This window comes from Dehalogenimonas sp. 4OHTPN, from assembly GCF_040448695.1.
Taxonomy (GTDB): Bacteria; Chloroflexota; Dehalococcoidia; order Dehalococcoidales; family Dehalococcoidaceae; genus Dehalogenimonas.
Genome location: NZ_CP159307.1, coordinates 148,395 through 169,511, shown reverse-complemented (window position 1 = coordinate 169,511; position 21,117 = coordinate 148,395). Strand labels below are relative to the sequence as shown.

Below are 21,117 nucleotides of genomic sequence, written 5' to 3'. Positions count from 1 at the left end.
AAAGGGGTGGGCAAACTGGCCTGGCGACACTCTTTGTTGATGTCGTTAACTACAGAATATCGGGTCCGTAACCCACCCCTTCTTAAGTGTGGCTGACTTTCAAACAGACCTCAGGGATTCTACTATCCCTTCCAGCGGCAGCGAACGCTGGGTGGATCTCAACAGATCACGCAATACTACTTCCTGTTTGCAGAGCTCGGAATCACCAATGATCAACGCGTATTCCGCCCCGAGCGAGGAAGCCTGCCGCAGTTGGGCTTTCAAGCTGCGGCCAGACAGCGATTGTATCAGGTTTATGCCGGCTTGCCGCAGAATGGCGGTCAGCGAGAAAGCCGCCAGCCCGGCGGCATCACCCAGCCAGGCGATAAAAAAGCGAGGCGCTGGCATCCCCGGCACAGCTACATTCTGCCGCTTGAGGTTAATGATAATACGCTCGATGCCGGTAGCGAAACCGACGGCGGGGGTATGCTCTCCGCCGAGTTGACCGATCAGGCTGTCATAGCGGCCGCCACCCCCGATGGTGCTTTGGGCACCTTCTTCAGCAGGCTGGATTTCGAAGACGGTGCGGGAATAATAGTCCAGGCCGCGGACCAAGCGGTGGTTGACTTCGAAAGGTATCTCCACCGCCCCCAGGAAGGCGATCAGCTTGTCGAAATGGATCTTGCAGTCCTGGCAGAGATATTCTACGGCATGGGGCGCCTTGACCGCCGCGGCGCGGCAATCCGGCTTCTTGCAATCCAGCAGGCGCAGCGGGTTCTTGTGGTAGCGGGTTTTGCAGTCGGAGCACGCTGTATCCAGGCAGGTGGCGTAATAATTTTTAAGCGCTGAAAGGTAGGCAGAGCGGCATTCCGGGCAGCCGATGGAATTGATCTGCACCGGGAGAGTGATTAACCCGAGTTCCCGGTAGAACCGCCAAGCCATTTCTATGACCTCGGCATCGGCAGCGGCGTCGGCTTCGCCGAAAAGCTCGAAGCCGAACTGGTGATGTTCCCGATAACGCCCAGCCTGTGGCCGGTCGTAGCGAAAAATGCTGGCCAGGTAGTAGAGTTTCACCGGCCTGGGGCGCGAGGCCATGCCGTGCTCGATGTAGGCCCGGCAAACCGGAGCCGTGCCTTCCGGCCGCAGCGTCAGGTCCGAACCGCCTCGGTCGGCAAAGGTGTACATTTCTTTGGTGACGATGTCTGTCTCTTCTCCGACCGTCCGGGTAAAGAGTCTGGCATCTTCAAATGTGGGGGTATCTATACGGGAGTAGCCGTACCTTTGCGCGATGGCTTCGCCTTTTTCACGGACATATCTCCAGCATGTTTGATCTTCAGGGAGTATGTCTTGAGTACCGCGGGGCGCCTGGTAGTCCATAATGCTGCAGTGCTCCTTGTATTTCCGCCTGATGATACCCTGAAGGTAGGGCGATGTACAATCGAAAAAGTTTGAGAGTCTGATTGTGAGTCACCATCCGCGGGAGGCTCCGCCGCCGCCCGAGGCGCCGCCGGAAAATCCTCCGAAACCCGAACCACCCGATCCTCCTCTAAAGCCCCCGCCGCTGGAGTACCAGGTAGTCGGCAACCCTGAAGAAGCTCGGGACTGATAATTACGGGATAAAACGATATCCAGGAGCAGTCCCAGAAGGCCAAGACCGAGAGCAAGACCGAACAGCGCCCACGGGTTTCCCAAGCCTAAACCGAGGACTGCGCCGACCGCAGCGCCCCAAACTCCGCCAAGCCAGACGCTCCTGGTGCGGGACATCCACCCTGCCATGTAGATGCTGGCAATACCCAGAACGATCCCGAGCGTCTCCTTATCCTTAAAGATATTCCTGAGGGGATTGTCTTCAATAAAGCTTGGTGGTGAGCCGGAATGGATTAGTTCCTCAATGGCAGCGGCGCCCGCTATTATTCCGGCCGAATAGTCACCATCCCTGAAGTGGGGGAGGACTTCGTTATCCAGGATTCGCCCGGCACGCCCGTCGGTGATGACCGGCTCCAGTCCGTAGCCGACTTCAATGCGCACTTTTCTCTCAGCAATGGCGGTGATAAAGAGGACGCCGTTGTCAGTTTCAGCCTGGCCGATCCCCCAAGCCTCGAACAGGCGCACGGCGTAGTTCTCGATGGTGTCCCCGTCCAGGGTGATGATGGTCACTACCGCCACCTCGGCTCCGTTGTCATCGGCCAGCGACTGCAGCCTGGATTCCAGAATATCGCGATCGAAGGGATCTATGACGCCGGCGAAATCAGATACGAATCCCTGAGGCGGCGGGAAGGCTTGGGCCCAGACGGCACCGCCGAAAAGGAACAGCCCTCCCACCGCGGCGACGGCGAAAAAGATGCGCCTCATACTAGCTGAAATCGACGCGGGGCGGCATATCGGTCCCGGGGAAACTCTCAAAGTATTCGCGTTCATCAAAACCGAAAATGCCGGCGACCATCACCACCGGAAAGCGTTTGATGGCGGTGTTATAATCACGGACCTCGGTATTGTAGCGGCCGCGCTCAACGGCGATGCGGTTTTCGGTGCCGGCCAGTTCATCCATCAAAGTAGTCACCGCCTCGATGCTGCGGAGTTCAGGATAATTTTCCATGACGACCAGGAGCCTTGCCAGAGCGCTTTCCACTTCATTGGCGGCATCGGTCTGTTCCTGGGGCGTAATCGCCCCGGCGTACCGGGTGCGGGCCTCAGCCAATGCCAGGAAAACCGTTTGCTCCTGGATCATAATACCCTTAACTGACTCCACCAAATTGGGGATGAGGTCGAAACGTCGCTGATACTGAGTCTCCACCTGTGCCCACTGACCGTCAATCGCCTGGCTGCGAGCTACCAGCGAGTTATAGACTCCAGCCAGCGACAAGCCCACAATCAGAACCACGCCGAGGATGGCACCGAGAACGATCCACGACTTTTTCATGTATTTACCTCTCGATCAGCTGAACATCATTATATTGCGGACGGCGGCGGCTGGCTAGATGCGCCGGCCGAAATCCGATGAGTTAGCGAAGCCGCGCATTCATCAATCAATTCTTGCAGGCCGCAAGCCTGGCAGGGGGCATGGTGGCAGTCCCCGGAGGCATCTCCAGCCAGAGCGCGGCGGTATTCCCGAAGAAGGAATCCTTCGGTGACTCCGCTCTCGATATGCACCCATGGAAACACCTCGCCAAGGGGTCGGGTCCGCCTGGCGTAGAAGGCCGGATCCAGGCCAGCCTCGGTGAAGGCATCGGCCCAACGCTGCCACGAAAAAAGCTCGGTCCAGCCATCGAGAACGCTGCCGCGCTTCCACGCCTCGTATATCACCTTCGAAAGCCGCCTGTCGCCCCGGGATAACGCGCCTTCGAGCAGGCTCATTTTGGCGTCCGACCACGATAGCCGGATGCCCTTGACCCTGACCCGGTCAATCAGGTGGCGCTGTTTTTGGTTGATCGTCTCCTCATCATCCTGGGCCGCCCATTGGAACGGGGTATGGGCTTTGGGCACAAAAGTGGACAGGGACACTCTGATCTGCGGGCGGCGTCCGGGGGCATCGCGACCCAGGCCGTAGATCCGGTGCAGCATGTCAGCCATAGTCGATAGGTCGTCCAGGGTCTCGGTAGGCAGGCCGAGCATGTAATAGAGCTTTAATCCGGTCCAGCCGCGGTCGAAAGCCGCCTTGGCGGTGGCCAGCAGTTCCTCATCCGAGATGACCTTATTGATGACCTTCTGCAATCGCGGCGAGGCAGCCTCCGGAGCGAAGGTCAGGCCGGATTTTCTCTTTTCCGGCAGGCTCTCGACCAGGGCCACGGAGCAGGGGGTAATCCGGAGCGACGGCAGTGAAATCGCGATGTTCTTGCCCTGATACCGCTCGGCAAGTTTTCCCACCAGCTCATCGACGCTAGGGTAGTCGGAAGTTGAGAGCGACAACAGTGAAATTTCGTCGTAACCGCAATTCTCGATGATCTCGTCGGCGGCCTGGATGATCTCCTGCTGCGGTCGGCTGCGGGCGGGGCGGTAGACGACACCGGCGTGGCAGAAACGGCAGGCGCGGACGCACCCCCGGGAAATCTCAATGACGCCCCGGTCCTGAACCGCCTCAATGTAAGGTACTGGTGGGCTGGTAACCGGTGGCGGCAACTTCTGAATGATGCGGCGGATTATGGCGGGCGGGGCAATGGGGTTTTTGGGCGTAATTGACGCGACGGTCCCATTGTCGCGGTAGGTCACCTCATAGAATGAAGGCACGTACAATCCCTCGATGGCGGCGACGCGCTCCAGCAGTCCGGCCTTGCCGTCGACTCTGCCGCCGGCCTTCCAGTCGCCGTAAATGTCGATGAACTCCACTATTGCTTCCTCGCCGTCGCCGATGAAGAAGCAATCGATGAAGTCCGCCACGGGCTCCGGGTTGAACATCGAGGCTCCGCCGGCGACGACCAGCGGAGAATCCTCGCCGCGGTCTTTGGCCCAGGCGGGGATGCCCGCCAAATCGAGCATCTCCAGCATGGTGGTGTAAGCCAACTCCGCCCCCAGTGAGAAGCCGACAACATCGAAGTCCTTCAGCGGGCGGAAGCTTTCCAGCGCCAACAGGCTCAACCCGCTGTCGCGTATCGCTTTGGCCATATCCGGCCACGGCACGTAGGCGCGCTCGGCTAAAGCGTCGGGGCGGCGGTTGATTATGTCATAGAGGATTGGTACCGACAGGTTGGACATACCCACTTCGTAGACGTCCGGGAAGCACAGGGCCAGCCGCACGGCGGTCGCATCGAAGTCCTTGACGATGGCGTTGACCTCGGCGCCGGTGTAGCGGGCGGGCTTTTGTACCTTGTAAAGAATGGAATCTGGGTAGGCCAAATTGTACTCCTGGTTGCAGATCAGCTGCTCTTCAGAATTTGAGGTTCTTCGCTTTACCTTAAAAGACAGGGTTAATTTATATCTGTATCGAGATTGGAGAGCTGAAATACCATACCGTCGCGGGCGGCGGTGACGGGGATACCGGTCCGCTCTGAGATGGCGGCGGCGGCCTCCCACGGGTGGGCCCGCCAGACGTTCATGCCGAAGTGGGTCAGGATGGCGGCTTTGGGTTTGATGCCGGCGATGATTTTCTCGGCGTCGGCCAGCGTGAGATGATCAATGGTCGGGCGCGGCTCGGTCAGCACCACATTGATAATGAGAAGGTCAGACTCTTTGTAGGCATTGACCAAGCCGTCGAAGTAGCGGGTGTCGGTGATGTAGGTTATCGATTTGCCGCCTGAATGAAAGACGATGCCGTAGGTCTCCACCGGGTGACGGTGCTTAAGCGGCGTCTCGAACTTCAGACCGTCAAGAGCGTACTTGCCGCCCTCTTCGAGAACGATGACCTCCTCCAGGTACTTCTTGAGGTAGGAGAACATCACGGGCTCCGGGCCGAAGGCGTCAGCCGGGGCGTAGAACCTGCCCCTGCCGCGGAAGCCGCCGCCAGTCATAGCCTCGATCATGACATTGACGTCGCCGGAGTGGTCCAAATGGCGGTGGGATAGGAGCACCGCATCCAGGGTTTCCGCCCGCAGCTTACGCTTGTTGACCTGGACGATGCAGCCGGGGCCGGGGTCAACGAGCACGTTCTGGCCTGAGAGCGAAAGCCACAGGCCGCCGGATGCCAGTATCTGGTGGGCCACCATGATACGGGCGCCGCCGGTACCGAGGAAGATAATGGAGTCGCCGTGGGATTGTGTCATGACCGTTGAAGTATAGCGGGAAACTCTCAATCGGCCAAATAGATAGGCTTGACCTTGCATCGTGTGGTATATTTACGAGGTGGGCAAGAAATCATTCATCCTCATCGCCGGGGTTGTGGCGATTGCCGCTTCCGTGGCCTTGTATGTTCTGCACTATTTTATTTTCCAGGATGCCCATCATATTTTCATCTATCTTCTCGGAGACCTCGCGTTCATGCCTCTTGAGGTTTTCCTGGTTATCATTCTGATTGAACGCCTCCTGGCTGCACAGGAACGTAAATCGCTGCAATCCAAACTCAATATGGTCGTTGGCGCCTTTTTCATGTCGGTAGGCAATCGGCTCATGGCGGAATTATTGACTGATTTTCGCGAGCAGGAAACACTCTACCGGGATTTCGGAATTACCGCCGAATGGACACGGGATGACTTCTCTCAGGCGAGAAAACAGGCGCTGAAAACCCGGCTGAAAGTGGATTTCGGCAGGATTGATCTTCAAGGTATCAAGGTCTTCTTAATGGAACAGAGGGCGTTCTTACTCACCCTGATGGAAAATCCCAATTTGCTGGAGAGGGAAGCGTTTACCGAACTACTTTGGGCGATTACCCACTTGGCCGAGGAACTGCAGGCCCGGGGAGACTTGATTAAAATCAGCGATGCTGACCGCAGGCATCTTGAAGGCGACATCAACAGATTTTATGACCGGCTCGTTGTTGAGTGGCTCAACTATGCCGAGCATTTAAAGAACCATTACCCCTATTTCTATTCACTACTGCTCAGAACCCACCCGTTCCAGAGGGAGCCATCTGCAGTAGTCACTGCTTGATTCCGACTAGAGCCTGGAATCCGTGCCTAGAATGGGATCCGGTTCGGCGGAACCCAGGGGCGTCATGGTGAGAAGACGTTTCGCTGTGTGAGGGTAACGGGCGATAAACAGTAATTCATCCTCCACAAGCGGCTTGTGTGACAGCACGTTGGCGTAGCGAACCAGTTCCAGGATCTCCTGAGCTTCTTCTTTATCTTTGAAATGCCAGGACATACGCTCTCCCATGATATGGGAAAAGCCTGAGATGCCCGAATATTCCCCAGCACAGATCTCCCGCCCTGTCTCCACCATCTCGGGGTCGCCGCGGCCCAGTTCCTCGAAGCCGTAAAGCTCGTAGTTGTGGGGATCTTTAAGCACTCCGTCGGCGTGGATGCCGGACTCGTGGGCGAAGGCGTTGGCGCCGACACCTGGCTGATTGATGGGGATTGGTACCCCAAAAGCATAAGAGGCGAATTTGGCAATTTTCCAGCTCTTGGTCAGGTCAATAGGCTGCCCAAGCTCATATTTACCGGCAAAGCTTTTACTCTTGGTGAGGGCTAGTACCGTGGCCACCAGATCGGCATTGCCGGCACGCTCGCCAATGCCGTTCAGGGTTGTGTTGATGTAGGCATCCTGGCCCCCGTCGATGACACCTCGGGCGCCTGCTACGGAGTTGGCTACCGCCATCCCCAGGTCTCCATGGCAGTGTAGCTCGATGGGCAAGGCAACGCCTTTGGCCAGTGCCTGCCCGGCTTCATATATTGAAAACGGGTCGTCATATCCCAGGGTGTCACAGTAGCGCAAGCGGATCGCGCCGTGCGCCTTGGCAGCCTGCCCATATTCGATTAGATAGTCGATGTCGGTTCGGGAGGCGTCCTCGGCGTTGACACCGACGGTTTCCGCGCCTAGCCTGTAGGCAGTGTCGACCGCGGCGGTCATCTCGTTAATGATGTCCTTGCGGCTCTTTTTGCCTTTGAATTTGCCGTCAATCATCTGGCGTGAGGTAGAAATAGATAGGTTCACATGCTTCAAGCCCGGTACCATCTTGAAGCCCAGCTCGACATCGGAAGAGATAGCCCGCAGCCAGCCCTCCAGCCGCAGCGGGCTGATGACTCCCAGCTCGGCGAGGCGCAGATTGGCGCGGAGGTAGTTGGTCTCGTGCCTGGTTGTGGGGAAACCGAACTCCGACTGAAAAACGCCCATCTCAGAAAGATAGAGGTTGATCATGGTCTTTTCCAGTTTAGATAAACCCAGCTTGGCTGTCTGAACGCCGTCGCGGTTGGTGACATCGATTATGTATATTTTTGGCATACTGGACCTCAATCGTAACGGTTAGTGCGGTAAAGTATTATGGTAACATGAATGGGGAATAGGAGGCAACGTAAGACGCCGCAGCGTAACCGGCTGGCTGGGTCAATGATGAATTGTCCATCTGCGGCGCCTTATTTCAATTTGATACGCGCACTTCACGCCGAAGTAGTCCGACGATCTTTGGTCTACGACTGAACGCAATAAATATTTTGAGGGGAGCCAAACAAGAAGAGGGAGCCAAAAGGCTCCCTCTTGATTTGCGATATTAAGTTGTCCTGGAGATTAGCTCTCCTTGTGGCGAATGACCAGCTGCCAGGTGATGGCGAGCAGGATCAGGGCCGGCAGGCCGGTGACCAGAAGGAACATGTTGGCGGCGGTGGGCTCCAACTCAGCCTGAGAACCGAAGTAGTTCTGGACGGTGAAGAGTAATAGAGCCAAGCCGATGAGGCCGAGGATCCACTCGTACCAGCGCATGGTGACGCCCTTGCCCTTCATGAACGAGACCAGCCAGATAAGGAGCGCGCCGAGGATAAGACCGATTACCAACCACATAGACCAGATACCTCCCTTATTATTTCCTAATTATTCCCTAACTTTTGGCTTATTATAGAGCGCATTCTCGTGCTTGTCAATACCCCGTTTTTCGGTGGTACAAACGTAAATGCCCGGAGTGGGACTAAGCATTTATGCTGATTTTTTTAAAACATACCATAACCAGTATTAATTGGTTGGCGGGCACTCCCTTTTTGCGCTCCGGCGTCAGGCCAGCCTATAATCGCTACAGCGTAACCACGCGGGGAGGTGCAAGCAGATGAGTGCCGCGGTGAAAAAGGCTGTTATCGTTGCCGCTGGTGCCGGTACTCGTTTCCTGCCTATTACAAAAGCCATTCCTAAAGAAATGCTGCCGCTCCTGTCCCGGCCGCTCATCCACTATATCGTTGAAGAGATAACCGCTTCGGGCATCAGTGAAGTAGTATTCGTTATTGCTAAGGGCAAAGAGGTTATCGCCGATTATTTTCTACCAGCTCCGGAACTGGAGGCACTGCTGGAAGCCAAGGGCGATCTGATACACCTCGAAGATATTAAAGCCCTGCCGCAAATGTCCCATTTCAGCCGGGTATATCAATCCGCCCCGCTCGGCCTTGGCCACGCCATCGCCGCCGCCCGAAGCGCTGTCGGTGACGAGCCTTTCGGCGTGGTCCTGCCGGATGATATTATCGATTCAACAACCCCGGCGCTCCAGCAAATGCTGGATGTTTACCGGCGCCACCCAGGCAGCATCCTACTTGTTGAAAAATGCGGAGCTGACGAGGTACATAGGTACGGAGTGATTGAAGGAGAAACCATCGGGCGGGGGATATACCGGGTAAGCGGGCTGGTGGAAAAACCGAAAGCAGAAGAAGCTCCTTCCAATCTGGCGGTCATCGGGCGATATATCCTAGAGCCGGATGTCTTCGGGGCTATTGCGGCCACACCACCGGGCTATGGCGGCGAGATACAGCTTACCGACGCTTTGAGGCTGCTCTTGAAGACCCGGCCGGTGTATGCCTGCGAGCTTAAGGGCACTCGCTACGACACCGGCGAGCCAGGCGGCTGGCTCCTGGCCAACAAAGCCTGGGCTGAGAAGGGGGGCAAACACTAGCCCGGGGTTCCAACATTGGTTCAGCTTCAATTGACATCCCCTCACCCCTCACATACAATCTTAACCTGAACGTTTTTCGATAGGTGACAGCCTTTATGTCCTTTACCGGTGACCAGCTCCGCACGCTTTACCTTGAGTATTTTGCCGAGAAAGCCCACAAGATACTGCCTTCCTCGTCCCTGATTCCTCACGGCGACCCCACCCTGCTCCTGACCACCGCCGGCATGGTGCAGTTCAAGCCCTACTTCCTGGGCAAGGAAAAGCCGCCGGCGCCGCGCCTGACCACCTGCCAGAAGTGCTTCCGCACCACCGACATCGATTCGGTTGGCGACGCCTCGCACCTGACCTTCTTCGAGATGCTGGGCAATTTTTCCATCGGCGACTATTTCAAGCAAGAAGCCATCGACTTCGCCTGGGAGTTCGTCACCGAGCGCCTCAAAATCCCGTCCGAGCGTTTATGGACCACCGTCTACCTCGACGACGACGAGGCGGTGAAGCTCTGGCAGGCCAAGGGCGTACCGGACAACCGCATTGTGCGGCTGGGGGAGAAAGACAATTTCTGGGGCCCTGCCGGCGACTCCGGCCCCTGCGGCCCATGTTCCGAGATCCACTACGACTTCGGCGAGGCCGCCGGTTGCGGCGAGCCCGGCTGCTGCGGCCCGGCCTGCAAATGCGGCCGCTTCTGCGAGATCTGGAACTTGGTTTTCGTCCAGTACGACCAGGACAAGTCCGGCGCCCGCATCCCGCTAAAGAACCCCAGCATCGACACCGGCATGGGCCTGGAACGACTGACGACCATCATGCAGGGCAAGTCCGGCGTCTACCAGACCGACCGCTTCGACTACCTGCTCGATAAGGTAGCCAACGTCTCGGGGAAAAAATACGGCGCCGGCGGCGAAACCGACCGGGCCATGCGCATCGTCGCTGAGCACTCCCGCAGCATCACCTTCCTCATCGCCGACGGTGTCATCCCGTCTAATGAAGGCCGCGGCTACGTGCTGCGGCGCCTGCTGCGGCGCACCGCCCTGTTCGGGCGGATGCTGGGCCTGGAAAAGCCTTTCATGGTGCCGCTGGTCGAGACGGTCATCGACCGCATGGCGCCCGTTTACCCTGAGCTTTCAGTCCGTCGCGGCTTCATCACCGAGCTGGTAGCCCGCGAGGAGTCCCGCTTCGCCGAGACCCTTTTCACCGGCATGCAAATCCTCGATGAAATGATGGCCTCGGAGGAAGCACAACTCAAGCGGAAGATCACCGGTACCCAGGCCTTCAAGCTCTACGACACCTACGGCTTCCCGCTGGATCTGACTGCGGAGATTGCCTCCAGCAACGGCTTCGAGGTTGACGCCGAAGGCTTTGACCATGAAATGGAGCGCCAACGGGAAAAGGCCAGGGGGGCACACAAGTTTGCCCTGAATGAAAATATTAATATTTCGGAGTCAATCATCATTGTCAAGAGGAAACAGACCTGCTTCACCGGCTATGACACCCTGGTGCAACAGGCGGTCGTCGACGGCATCCTGGTCAACAATTCCTCCGCCGACGCCATCCGTGAGGGCGAAGAAGGCGGCATTATCCTGGACAAGACGCCGTTTTACGCCGAGATGGGCGGCCAGGTCGGCGACACCGGCGAACTAGTTTCCGGCGAAAGCCTCTTTGTCGTCACCGATACCTTACCCTTGTCGCCCGGCGTTTTCCTGCACCAAGGCTATGTCAGCCGGGGCCATATCGGCATCGGTGACGAGGTTTCCGCCCGAGTCAACGTCCAGCGCCGCAGTGACATTGCCCGCAACCACACCGCCACCCATCTACTCCAGGCCGCCCTGCGGGAGGTTCTAGGTGGACACGTTCAGCAGCGGGGTTCGGTTGTCGGGCCGGACCGGCTGCGGTTCGACTTTTCTCATCTTAAGGCCGTCACTTCCGAAGAGATCGCTCGCGTCGAAGACATCGTAAACGAGCGCATTCGGGAAAACCATTCCGTAGCCGCCGTCGAGACCGGTTACCAGGAAGCGCTGAAGTCCGGCGTCACTGCCCTCTTCGGCGAAAAATACGGCGAGAAAGTGCGCGTCCTATCCATCGGTGCTGATACCCACGTTTCCGCCGAGTTGTGCGGCGGCACCCACATCAAAGCCACAGGCGAGATTGGCTTCTTTAAGGTCGTTTCCGAATCATCCGTCGGCGCCGGCCTCCGCCGCATCGAGGCGGTCACCGGCCGCGGTGCGGCGGTTTATTTCAGGGATCAGGTCAGGTCCTTCCACGAGCGTCTTGAAAAATTCCAGGCCGAGGTTGAGGCCGGGAAAAACACCATCGCCGCGCTGCAAAGGGACCTGGCTAAAAAAGACGCATTAGCGCTTTTGACCTCAGCTAGAGCCATTCCCGGCGGTAAACTCCTCGTCGCCTCGGTTGCCGAGGCAGGCATCGAGACTCTCCGCGAAATGGCCGACCTGCTGCGCGATAGGCTGGGCTCGGCGGTTGTCGTTCTCGGCTCGGTCGCCGGGGAAAAACCGGTATTCGTCGCCGCGGTGACCCAGGACCTGGTGGCTAAAGGGTATCACGCCGGCAACATCATTAAGCGTCTTTCGGAAATCGCCGGCGGCGGCGGAGGGGGCCGTCCCAACCTCGCTCAGGGGGGCGGTCGGGATGCCTCGAAGCTTTCCGCTGCTCTCGAGGCGGTTGAAGAGTTCATCAGATAATGAGCCGCCGCACTCCTTCACAATGACGCTTGTCCGGGTCGGCAGGTTTGGATATTTTTTAACTTGGTAGTATTCTACTTCCATGCTTGAACGCGTCATTGGGCTCGACGTCGGCGATCGTTGGCTGGGAGTGGCCCTGTCTGACCCGATGGGCATCATCGCGAGACCGCTGTTGATTATTGAGCGCAAGGACGAACTGACCGACGCCGAAACGGTGGCGCAGCTTATCAGGCGCTACGCCGCCGGTAAAGTGGTCGTGGGCTTGCCCCGGCTGTTGACCGGCGTTGCCGGGAGCCAGGCGGAGCGGGTGCAGCATTTTGCCCGCCGCCTCGCAGCCATAGCCGATGCACCGGTACTGTTTCAGGACGAGCGCTTTTCCACCGCCGACGCTAAGGACATTATGAAGGCCAATCGCAAGAGGAAAAAAGGCTACATCACCGAGCGTGACGACGCGGTGGCTGCGGCGGTCATCCTTCAGGACTGGCTGGACGAAAACCGGCCGAGGGCGGAGGTTGGCTGATTGGAAATCATCGATTCCCATTTCAAGAAAAATCCCCGACCTTATGTTTTACAGAGCCTGGTGGCGCTGGCTGTCTTCTTCATCGTCCTGCTATTTGTTGAAAGAGTAACCCAGGTGGTCATCGTGGCGGCATTGGGCGCCAGTACTTTCATCATCTTTTCCATGCCGCATTCCATCACTGCCCAGCCGCGGCGGCTCATCGGCGGACATATCGTCGGGCTGCTGGCCGGCACAGCCGGACATTTTTTTCTCACCGGCTCATTCACCGGGTTAATCAATGACCCGGTGTTGCTGTCTGCCATGACGTTTGCCCTGGCTATCGCCCTGGCGATGTTCCTGATGTCAATTACCAATACGGAACACCCGCCGGCGGCCGCGACATCCCTGGGGCTGCTAACTGCCGGCTGGAGCTGGGCGACGATCCTGTTCGTTGTGCTTTTTGCTGTTTTATTATCCGTTATCCACCGGGTCCTGCGGCGCTGGCTGGTGGACCTGTTCTGAGATGGGGACGGCTGGTTTTTCATTCGAATTGACCCTTTCCGGAGCAGCCCGGGCAGGCGTGCTCAACACGCCCCACGCCGCCGTCGAGACACCTTGCTTCATGCCGGTCGGCTCACAGGCTACGGTCAAGACGCTCACCCCGGACGAGTTGAAGGAGTTGGGCTACAAGCTCATCCTCGCCAATAACTACCACCTCTACCTGCGGCCTGGCACCGAGGTCGTCGGCAGCTATGGCGGGATTCATGAATTCATGGGCTGGAACGGCGCTTTGTTGACGGACTCCGGCGGCTACCAGGTCTTTTCGTTATCGCCGCTAAGGAAAATGAGCGACGAGGGCGTCACCTTCCGCTCCCATATCGACGGCTCGGAACATTTCTTCAGCCCGGAACTGGCGATCAAATACCAGGAAGTCTTCGGCGCCGACATTATTATGGCTTTGGACGAATGTCCGCCGGTGGAGGCCTCGCGAGAGGTAATCGAGGCGGCCGTCGAACGGACCCACGCCTGGGCTCTCCGCTGTAAATCCACCAAAAGCCGCGCTGACCAAGCTCTTTTTCCAATCGTCCAGGGTGGACTTCATGCCGACTTGCGACGCCGTTCTGCCGAAGGGTTAATCGAGGCTGACTTCCCTGGCTATGCCATCGGGGGTCTGGCTATCGGCGAGAGCAAGGAGCAGACTACGGAGATCACCTCAGCAACCACCGAGGTTTTACCGGTCGATAAACCGAGATATCTGATGGGCGTCGGCTCCCCGGAAGACATTGTCCGCGGCGTGGCCGCCGGCATCGATATGTTCGATTCCGCTCTGCCGACGCGGGTAGCCCGTAACGGTGCCCTGTTCACGCGCTATGGCCGCATCGACATCGGCAACGCCCGCTACCAGGGTGACAAAGGCCCGATCGCCGAGGGCTGCGGCTGCTACGCTTGTACTAAGTTTTCGGCGGGTTACGTCCATCACCTGTTCCGGGCTAGAGAGCTCCTGGCCTATCGTCTGGCCACCCTGCACAACCTTTACTTTATGCGGCGGCTGATGTCGGATCTCCGGCAGGCGATACTCGACAGCCGCTACGACGATTTCGCCCGCGGCTTCCTCTCTGACTACAAACCGACGGATGAATCGGTGCGGCTGTCACAGAAGCGGCAATGGCTGAAGGACCGCAATTCAAGCCATCCAAGCATGGACTAACCCATTCTTTCCCGGGCACACTGGGCGACCTCCGCCCGCAGGAAAGCGCGATTCGTCCTGGCAATGCAATTAACCTTTAGTTGCGTTACTCGCTACCCACGCAGAACCAACCAGCATTCCGATCCCGAGAACCATCAGGCCCAACAATCCTCGCGGGCTGCAAAAAGCCAGTCAGCGTAAATTCGATATTTCAGAAATGGCGATGTCGGCTCCAATGACGCCGAAGGACACAATAGCGAGTAATCGAAGAATCCAAGCCGCTCTCTTCAACCGGTTATTCTTTTCATTCATTATCTGCCCCGCCTGTTTTGTTGAATTCTAAACTGAGCCCCAATCAAAGGCAATAGCCTTCAGATTGCGTGTTTTGAACTGATTGGGTGAGTCAACCCTGTCTGGCTTTATCGTTTGACCCTGTGTCGTAATGACTTTATATTGAGGTAAAACCAGGGAGAAGTTGTCATGCCACTCACCGAATTCAATCTTCCCACCAGAGTTATTTTCGGCGAAGGCGTCTTCGACCGGCTCGGCGAAGGGGCGGCCGCGATTGGGAAACGCGCCCTGATCGTCTCCGGCCAGAAGACGATGCGCCGCCTGGAACTCCTCGACCGTGCTGCCGACCTTCTGGAGCGCGCCGGCGTTCAAACTTTTTTATTCGACAAGGTAGAACCCAATCCCCGGGCTTCGACAATTGATGAAGGCGCCGCCCTGGCCCGCCTCTCCGGCATCGATATGGTCATCGCCCTCGGCGGTGGCTCGGCCATGGATGCCGCCAAAGGCATCGCCCTGGCCGCCGCCGGCCACAAACCAGTCTGGCATTACCTGACGACATCGGACAACCCGGAGGGCGACGTCCCGGCCCTCATCATGGTTCCCACCGTGTCCGCCTCCGGCTCCGAGGTCAATTCCGGCGCCGTCATCACCGACTGGGATTCCCACCAGAAACGCGTTCTGTCAAGACCGACCCTCCAGCCCGTGACCGCCATCGTCGATCCCGAACTTACCCTCTCCCTGCCGCTGCAGCCGACGCTGGCGGGCGGCATCGACATCTTCTGCCATGCCGTCGAACCCTACATCACCGCCTCCCATCCCGAGCCCTTGAACGACGGCTGGCGCGAGGCCATGCTGCGCACCGTCGTCGAATACCTGCCGGTCGTCCGTGGCGACCTCCGCAACCTGAAGGCTCGCCGCGCCCTGGCCTGGGCCTCGACTATGGCCTGCTCCGCCTTTTCGAGCCTGGGCGGCGGCGACGGCTCGATGACCCTCCACGGCATCGAGCATCCGTTGTCCGGGTTATATGACATCGCCCACGGCGACGGCCTGGCGGCACTGCTGCCCGCGTGGCTGGCGGATGTATTACGCGAGCGGAGCGACCGGGTCCGGCTTCTGGGCGAGCGTGTCTTTGGCGCGGATGACGGGCAAAAAGCAGTCGAGGACTGGCTCCGCAGCGTCGGTATGAGGTTGCGGCTGGAGAATCTCGGCGTGAAGCAGGAATCGATTCCGGACCTGGCGCGGCTGGCAAAAGTATCTTCGCCTTGGATCAAGCATAATCCGACGCCGCTGGAATTTGACGATATTGAGCGCCTCTATCGGATGGCTTATTGACGCCTGTCGTATAATCAGTATTGTCCGCTGATTTCCAAATCGTGGAGGAGTGTTGGCACGGGTAACCGCCACTCAAAAGATCCGCCGCCTCGACCAGTCGGAAATCCTGGCCAGCCTCTTTGCCAGCGCAATTCTCGGAGCGATCGTCGTGTTCACCAGCCAATGGAAAGAATTCGTATTCTGGCTGGCTGTGCCTTTACTTGTAGGGCTGGCATACCTAGTAGCCTTGATACCTGACAGACTGCGTTGGTGGCGTCTGCCGCTCCTTTTATTGGGCTATTTTTCGCCGGGTATCTTCAAATCACTTTTTGGTACCAGTGATTATCTTTGGTCTGTTGCCATTGTGTTCCTTCTGGCCTTCTACTGGATGCCGATAATCCGTTTGCGCCGCGAGCCATTCAGCTTTTACCTTTTCTAGCCGTGGCATTCCCCCCTTATTCCCTCGGTTATCCCAATTGAGAACTGACAGTGGAGGCTGTTTTCATTGCCTCCGTCTACGCTGAAATGCTATAATCGTGCGTCTAAAAGCGCATGATTTTACGAACGCAATTCTTTTGCCAAACTTTCCCTCCTGGCGCTGATCTATCTGAATTCAAGGCTAAGGCATAATTATGGTCGAACAGACTCTGCCCGAAGACGAAAACAGGGGATCGGCGTCCTACACCGCCGAAGACATCCAGGTACTGGGCGGCCGCGAAGCTGTCCGCAAGCGCCCCGGCATGTACATTGGCTCCACCGACTACCGCGGCCTGCACCACCTGGTCTATGAGATTGTCTACAATTCCGTTGACGAAGCCATGGCCGGGTTCTGCGACAGGATCGAAGTCACCCTCAATAAGGATGAGTCCATCACCGTCGAAGACAACGGCCGCGGCATCCCGGTAGGCATCCACAAGACTACCGGCGTCTCCGCCCTGGAAACCGTGATGACGGTGCTGCACGCCGGCGCCAAGTTCGGCGGTAAAACCTACCAGGTCTCCGGCGGCTTGCACGGCGTCGGCGCTTCGGTGGTCAACGCCCTGTCAGATTGGGTGCGGGTCGAAGTCAAAAACGAGGGCAAGCTTTACCGGCAGGAATACCGGCAGGGTATTCCTGCGGCGCCGGTGGCGGTTGTCGGCGAAGCCTGCGGCACCGGCACGATCACCACTTTCAAGTTCGACCCGTTCATTTTCGGCGACTCCACCTACGATTACAAGACTCTGGCTGAGCGCATCCGTGAGATTGCCTACCTGAATAAGGGGTTGGAAATCTCAATATTGGACCGGCGCAGCGACGAGGAGCAGACTTACTACTTCGAGGGCGGCATCACCGGCTTCGTCCGGCACCTGAACCACAACCGCAATGTCATCAACAGATTGCCGATACCGATTTACAAGAAGATCGATTCCTCTATTGTCGAGGTGGCACTGCAGTACAACGACGGGTACACCGAGACCAATTTCTCTTTTGCCAACTGCATTAATACCCAGGATGGCGGTACCCACCTGACCGGCTTTCGCTCGGCGCTGACCAAGGTCATCAACGATTACGCCGATAAAAACAAACTGATCAAGGACGATCTCAATATCTCCGGCGAAGACGCCCGGGAAGGCCTGGTGTCCATCGTCTCGGTCAAGCTATCCGAGCCACAGTTTGAAGGCCAGACCAAGGGTAAACTTGGCAACGCCGAGATGAAAGGTCTGGTTGATTCGGTTGTCAGCGAACAATTAGCCCTGTATCTGGAGGAGCACCCGGACGAAGCCAGGCGCATCATCGACAAAGTACTCACCTCGGCTCGGGCCCGCGACGCCGCCCGCAAAGCGCGTGACCTGATCATCAAGAAAAACTCGCTCGACGGCGGTACGCTGCCCGGCAAGCTAGCCGACTGCTCCGAGAAAGAACCGTCCCTTTGCGAGTTGTTCCTGGTTGAGGGAGACTCGGCCGGCGGCTCGGCTAAACAGGGCCGCAACCGGCGTTTCCAAGCCATTCTGCCGCTCAGGGGCAAGATCCTGAACGTGGAGAAAGCGGCGCCGGACAAGATGCTGTCTCACGAAGAAATAAGGGCCCTCATCACCGCCCTGGGCGCGGGCATCGACGACGACTTCGAGTTCCAAAAACTGCGCTATCACCGTGTGGTGCTGATGACCGATGCCGATGTAGACGGCGCTCATATCCGCACCCTGCTGCTGACTTTCTTTTTCCGGCATATGAACAAGCTGATCTCGGGCGGCGGGCTGTACATCGCCCAGCCGCCGCTGTACCGCATCAAGCAAGGCCAGAACGAGCGCTGGGTTTATTCCGACACCGAAAAAGCCGAGACGCTCAAAGAGTTCAAGGGCAAGAATGTGGATATCCAGCGCTACAAAGGTCTGGGCGAAATGTCCGCCGAGCAGCTCTGGAGCACCACGATGAATCCGGCTACCCGTACTTTGCTGACGGTGGAAGTGGCCGACGCCGCCCGCGCCGACGCCACCTTTGCCCTGCTCATGGGTGACGAGGTGCCGCCGCGGAAAGCCTTTATCCAGGCCCATGCCCAGCATGTTAAAAACCTGGACGTTTAATTTAGATTGAAATTGTACTTTAGGAAGGGGCGGGAAGAGCCTCTTCCTCATTTTTTAAGTGCGTTCGTGAGTCTCAAGACCGGCGCCTGAAGCCAGTTCGGCCACCAACAGATCAACAGCCGCGGATTCTTCCATGCGGCCGGTCTTGATCGCCAGGTCAGTCTCCAGAAGGCGGCGGTAAGCGCCGGCGGCGCGGCCGAAACTGAAGCGGGCCGCCTGCGCCGCCGTTTTACGCCACACGAAGTCAGCTGTCAAACCGAGACGGCGGCGGATTTCGGTATCCTTTTCGCCGCGGCTCTTCAAGTCAAGATAAAGGATGATCAGCCGAAGCTGACGCGACATCATAGACAGCGCGTAGCCTGCCGGCAGGCCGCCGGCTTTAAGTGCCTCCAGAGATTCGACCGCTGGTTTCAGCCGGCATTCGATGACGGCGTCCACCAGGTTAAAAATACTGGCTTCTCCTGTGTAACCCACCAGGGTTTTGACATCAGCCTCGGTGATCGGCTGGCCTCCTGCATAGAGGCGGAGCTTTTCTATCTCTCCGGAAAGCGCCCACAGGTCGGCGCCGACATACTGAGCCAGCAGGTTGATGGCGCCCGGGGTGATAGCGCCGCCGCCAAGACTGACCCGGCTGCTGATCCAGGCTTTTAATCCGGAACGGTCAAGCATGGGGAATTCATGGACCTCAAGGATAGCGGCAAGGTCAGCAAAGAGAGGGTTCCTGCGGTTAAGCTCAGGCTCAATGAGAATGATGGCGGTGGTCGGCGGCGCGGCCCGGACTGCGGCGGAGAAAGTATTGGCTTCCTCCAGTCGGGATGCCTTATTCACCTGACCTCCGGCCGGTTGGAAGCGGCCTAGCATTCCGGTCACGATTACCAGCCGGCAGGGAGTGAGAAAAGGAAGGGCGTCAACGGTCAGCTTGAATTCTGTGGCTTTGACCCGGGCGCCGTCGAATATGGTGGTGGCGTCGGTCAGAAGTGCGGCATCGCCCAGCGCCAGCTTGATTTCAGTCAGCTTCTGTTTCAGCGAGTAGTCATCCGGACCAGCCAGCAGGTAGCGCAACAGCCCTCCGCCTTACGTTCAGAGATAGCCTATTGTAGCATGACCCCGCCGCGGCGGGAATCAGTCTACTTTCCGGCGAAAAGCTGCCGCAGGTCGGCTTCGGTCTCAGGCGGGGCGACGGCGATGATCTGGTCGCCGGGCTGGAAAACGGTGTCGCCGCGGGGCACGAAAGGCTTTCCGCCGCCGCGGATGACCAGTCCCAGCACCGCTTTGGCCGGCAGGTCCAGTTCGTTCATCGGCCGGCCCAGTCCGGCGGCGCCGGCGGCGGCTCGGAGTTCCAGCAGTTCGAAATCCCGGTTGTCGCCGCTGATGCAGAAAAGATGGGTCATGGGGTGGGAGGGGACTTCATGCTCGATGCGTTCCAGGATGATGTTGGTGGAGTTGACGGTAACATCCACGCCAAGCTTTTTGAAGATGTCTTCATTCTTCGGGTCACGGACGCGGGCAATGGTACGCGGCACATTGAAGCGGTATTTGGCGACCTGGCAGGCTACCAGGTTATCCTCATCCTCTCCGGTGACGGCGATGAACATATCGGCGCGGCCGGTGCCGGCCTCGGTCTGAATAGCCGTCTCGCAGGCGTCGCCCCGGAGGCAGAGGCTGCCCAGTTCCTTGTTGATCTTGTCGCAGACCGAGGCGTTTTTCTCGATCAACAACAGCTCGTGCCCTTCATTCAGCAGGGCTTTGGTCAGAGAATATCCTAGGCGGCCGCCGCCGGCGACAATGATATACATCTAGCTCTCCAGCTTTTCTTTAAGCATTTCGGCGAAGACGGTGGTGGGGCTGATGGCTTCCAGGCCGAGGATGGTGTACAGGTCGCGGCGCAGGGGATCGTAGATGCGGCACACTACCTTCTTGACATTGAAGATTTTCTGCGCCATCTGGGCGGCCATGACGTTGCGATTGTCGCCCTGGGTCACCGCCACGAAGGCATCGGCTTCTTCGATGCCAGCGCGGCGCAGCACTTCCTCGTCCAGCCCGTTGCCAAGGATGGCGTTGCCCTTGAAATCGGGCGGCAGGCGGCGGAAGCTGTAGGCGTCCAAATCCAGGGTGGTGACGCTGTGGCCTTCCTGGTCCAGCATCGTTGCCAGCTGGGCGCCGACGCGCCCGCAGCCCATGATGACCACTTTCATCTCCGGGACTCCTTACTCATTCTGGGAGTGGTGGCTCAGGATGACGCGGCATGGTGAGTGCTGCAGGAGGTAGGGCACCACGTCGCCCAGGCTGAATTCGCCGTAGCGCATTTTATAGGACGAGCCGATGATAATGGCGTCGGCTTTTTGTTCGATAGCCTCGTCGACAATGGCCGGGGCGACCGCCCGGGCCTGCAGCAGGTTAGTCTCCAGGCTGCAGCCGTATTTTTTCCCAAGGTTTTCAAAACGGGCCAGGATGCCTTCGGCTTTGGCGATTTCGGATTCCACCTCGGCATCCAGCGGCAGTGAACGGTCAATGGAGATGATGTTGGTGACCACCAGCTTAATGCCGCCTAGGGCTCTGGAGAGCTGGCAGGCCAGCTCCAGCGCCTCTTCATCCTCTGGGCCGCCGGCCACCGGGATAAGCAGAGTCCGGAATTGTTTCATATAGTATTA

General features: G+C 58.1%; 20 protein-coding genes. 9 read left to right on the top strand and 11 right to left on the bottom strand.

The genetic code is table 11. The features are described 5' to 3' along the window. Positions 1-99 precede the first annotated feature (99 nt). The 5 genes from hisS to ABV300_RS00815 all read right to left on the bottom strand — a co-directional run bounded on the left by hisS (position 100) and on the right by ABV300_RS00815 (position 5,672). Positions 100-1,356 (bottom strand): histidine--tRNA ligase, encoded by a 1,257-nt coding sequence (gene hisS / locus ABV300_RS00835; protein ID WP_353714685.1) that lies wholly within the window; start codon positions 1,354-1,356, stop codon positions 100-102. Between the two features lie 90 nt (positions 1,357-1,446). Then, positions 1,447-2,331, bottom strand: coding sequence for a TPM domain-containing protein (locus ABV300_RS00830; protein WP_353714684.1), 885 nt, complete (start codon positions 2,329-2,331; stop codon positions 1,447-1,449). A gap of 1 nt (position 2,332) precedes the next feature. Beyond that, positions 2,333-2,899 carry a LemA family protein gene (locus ABV300_RS00825; protein ID WP_353714683.1) on the bottom strand — a complete coding sequence of 189 codons (567 nt, stop codon included), beginning with the start codon at positions 2,897-2,899 and terminating at the stop codon, positions 2,333-2,335. Between the two features lie 29 nt (positions 2,900-2,928). Further along, on the bottom strand, positions 2,929-4,809 hold the full coding sequence (locus ABV300_RS00820) for a TIGR03960 family B12-binding radical SAM protein (RefSeq protein WP_353714682.1): 1,881 nt from the start codon (positions 4,807-4,809) through the stop codon (positions 2,929-2,931). A 71-nt stretch (positions 4,810-4,880) separates the two neighbouring features. After that, a complete protein-coding gene (locus tag ABV300_RS00815; protein WP_353714681.1) occupies positions 4,881-5,672 on the bottom strand; it encodes an MBL fold metallo-hydrolase in 792 nt (263 codons plus the stop codon). 115 nt (positions 5,673-5,787) lie between these two features. On the opposite strand from ABV300_RS00815, the gene ABV300_RS00810 reads away from it, so the two are divergent. Continuing rightward, positions 5,788-6,495 (top strand): hypothetical protein, encoded by a 708-nt coding sequence (locus ABV300_RS00810; protein ID WP_353714680.1) that lies wholly within the window; start codon positions 5,788-5,790, stop codon positions 6,493-6,495. Positions 6,496-6,501: 6 nt separating this feature from the next. Here the strand turns inward: ABV300_RS00810 and ABV300_RS00805 are convergent, their stop codons facing one another. Then, positions 6,502-7,785: a homocitrate synthase gene (locus ABV300_RS00805; RefSeq protein ID WP_353714679.1), complete on the bottom strand. Its 1,284-nt coding sequence runs from the start codon at positions 7,783-7,785 to the stop codon at positions 6,502-6,504. 282 nt (positions 7,786-8,067) lie between these two features. After that, positions 8,068-8,337 carry a hypothetical protein gene (locus tag ABV300_RS00800; protein ID WP_058438478.1) on the bottom strand — a complete coding sequence of 90 codons (270 nt, stop codon included), beginning with the start codon at positions 8,335-8,337 and terminating at the stop codon, positions 8,068-8,070. A 271-nt stretch (positions 8,338-8,608) separates the two neighbouring features. Between ABV300_RS00800 and ABV300_RS00795 the strand changes: the two genes are divergently transcribed. The 8 genes from ABV300_RS00795 to gyrB all read left to right on the top strand — a co-directional run bounded on the left by ABV300_RS00795 (position 8,609) and on the right by gyrB (position 18,466). Beyond that, complete coding sequence (locus tag ABV300_RS00795) at positions 8,609-9,427, top strand: UTP--glucose-1-phosphate uridylyltransferase (RefSeq protein ID WP_353714678.1); 819 nt, start codon at positions 8,609-8,611, stop codon at positions 9,425-9,427. A gap of 95 nt (positions 9,428-9,522) precedes the next feature. Beyond that, positions 9,523-12,117, top strand: a complete 2,595-nt coding sequence (alaS, locus tag ABV300_RS00790; protein WP_353714677.1) for an alanine--tRNA ligase — start codon at positions 9,523-9,525, stop codon at positions 12,115-12,117. Positions 12,118-12,199: 82 nt separating this feature from the next. Beyond that, positions 12,200-12,637 carry a Holliday junction resolvase RuvX gene (gene ruvX, locus ABV300_RS00785; RefSeq protein WP_058438484.1) on the top strand — a complete coding sequence of 146 codons (438 nt, stop codon included), beginning with the start codon at positions 12,200-12,202 and terminating at the stop codon, positions 12,635-12,637. Then, complete coding sequence (locus ABV300_RS00780; protein ID WP_353714676.1) at positions 12,638-13,138, top strand: HPP family protein; 501 nt, start codon at positions 12,638-12,640, stop codon at positions 13,136-13,138. Position 13,139: 1 nt separating this feature from the next. Next, on the top strand, positions 13,140-14,324 hold the full coding sequence (gene tgt, locus ABV300_RS00775) for a tRNA guanosine(34) transglycosylase Tgt (RefSeq protein ID WP_353714675.1): 1,185 nt from the start codon (positions 13,140-13,142) through the stop codon (positions 14,322-14,324). Between the two features lie 459 nt (positions 14,325-14,783). Continuing rightward, positions 14,784-15,926, top strand: a complete 1,143-nt coding sequence (locus ABV300_RS00770; protein ID WP_353714674.1) for an iron-containing alcohol dehydrogenase — start codon at positions 14,784-14,786, stop codon at positions 15,924-15,926. Positions 15,927-15,978: 52 nt separating this feature from the next. Beyond that, positions 15,979-16,344: a hypothetical protein gene (locus tag ABV300_RS00765; protein WP_353714673.1), complete on the top strand. Its 366-nt coding sequence runs from the start codon at positions 15,979-15,981 to the stop codon at positions 16,342-16,344. Between the two features lie 193 nt (positions 16,345-16,537). Further along, on the top strand, positions 16,538-18,466 hold the full coding sequence (gyrB, locus tag ABV300_RS00760; RefSeq protein ID WP_353714672.1) for a DNA topoisomerase (ATP-hydrolyzing) subunit B: 1,929 nt from the start codon (positions 16,538-16,540) through the stop codon (positions 18,464-18,466). Between the two features lie 54 nt (positions 18,467-18,520). Here the strand turns inward: gyrB and holA are convergent, their stop codons facing one another. From holA to ABV300_RS00740, 4 genes are all read right to left on the bottom strand, one after another. Continuing rightward, a complete protein-coding gene (holA, locus tag ABV300_RS00755) occupies positions 18,521-19,528 on the bottom strand; it encodes a DNA polymerase III subunit delta (protein ID WP_353714671.1) in 1,008 nt (335 codons plus the stop codon). Between the two features lie 65 nt (positions 19,529-19,593). After that, the gene (locus tag ABV300_RS00750; RefSeq protein WP_353714670.1) at positions 19,594-20,262 is read right to left on the bottom strand and encodes a TrkA family potassium uptake protein; all 669 of its coding nucleotides are present in this window, start codon (positions 20,260-20,262) and stop codon (positions 19,594-19,596) included. Beyond that, positions 20,263-20,661: a TrkA family potassium uptake protein gene (locus tag ABV300_RS00745; protein ID WP_353714669.1), complete on the bottom strand. Its 399-nt coding sequence runs from the start codon at positions 20,659-20,661 to the stop codon at positions 20,263-20,265. A 12-nt stretch (positions 20,662-20,673) separates the two neighbouring features. Continuing rightward, a complete protein-coding gene (locus tag ABV300_RS00740) occupies positions 20,674-21,108 on the bottom strand; it encodes a universal stress protein (RefSeq protein WP_353714668.1) in 435 nt (144 codons plus the stop codon). Positions 21,109-21,117 lie beyond the last annotated feature (9 nt).

Bases quoted from the DNA above. Each gene is read 5' to 3' on its own strand.
- ABV300_RS00740 (WP_353714668.1), bottom strand. From the start codon at position 21,108: ATGAAACAATTCCGGACTCTGCTTATCCCGGTGGCCGGCGGCCCAGAG.
- ABV300_RS00805 (WP_353714679.1), bottom strand. From the start codon at position 7,785: ATGCCAAAAATATACATAATCGATGTCACCAACCGCGACGGCGTTCAG.
- ruvX (WP_058438484.1), top strand. From the start codon at position 12,200: ATGCTTGAACGCGTCATTGGGCTCGACGTCGGCGATCGTTGGCTGGGA.
- ABV300_RS00830 (WP_353714684.1), bottom strand. From the start codon at position 2,331: ATGAGGCGCATCTTTTTCGCCGTCGCCGCGGTGGGAGGGCTGTTCCTT.
- hisS (WP_353714685.1), bottom strand. From the start codon at position 1,356: ATGGACTACCAGGCGCCCCGCGGTACTCAAGACATACTCCCTGAAGAT.
- alaS (WP_353714677.1), top strand. From the start codon at position 9,523: ATGTCCTTTACCGGTGACCAGCTCCGCACGCTTTACCTTGAGTATTTT.
- ABV300_RS00770 (WP_353714674.1), top strand. From the start codon at position 14,784: ATGCCACTCACCGAATTCAATCTTCCCACCAGAGTTATTTTCGGCGAA.
- ABV300_RS00745 (WP_353714669.1), bottom strand. From the start codon at position 20,661: ATGAAAGTGGTCATCATGGGCTGCGGGCGCGTCGGCGCCCAGCTGGCA.
- ABV300_RS00800 (WP_058438478.1), bottom strand. From the start codon at position 8,337: ATGTGGTTGGTAATCGGTCTTATCCTCGGCGCGCTCCTTATCTGGCTG.
- ABV300_RS00750 (WP_353714670.1), bottom strand. From the start codon at position 20,262: ATGTATATCATTGTCGCCGGCGGCGGCCGCCTAGGATATTCTCTGACC.
- tgt (WP_353714675.1), top strand. From the start codon at position 13,140: ATGGGGACGGCTGGTTTTTCATTCGAATTGACCCTTTCCGGAGCAGCC.
- gyrB (WP_353714672.1), top strand. From the start codon at position 16,538: ATGGTCGAACAGACTCTGCCCGAAGACGAAAACAGGGGATCGGCGTCC.
- ABV300_RS00815 (WP_353714681.1), bottom strand. From the start codon at position 5,672: ATGACACAATCCCACGGCGACTCCATTATCTTCCTCGGTACCGGCGGC.
- ABV300_RS00825 (WP_353714683.1), bottom strand. From the start codon at position 2,899: ATGAAAAAGTCGTGGATCGTTCTCGGTGCCATCCTCGGCGTGGTTCTG.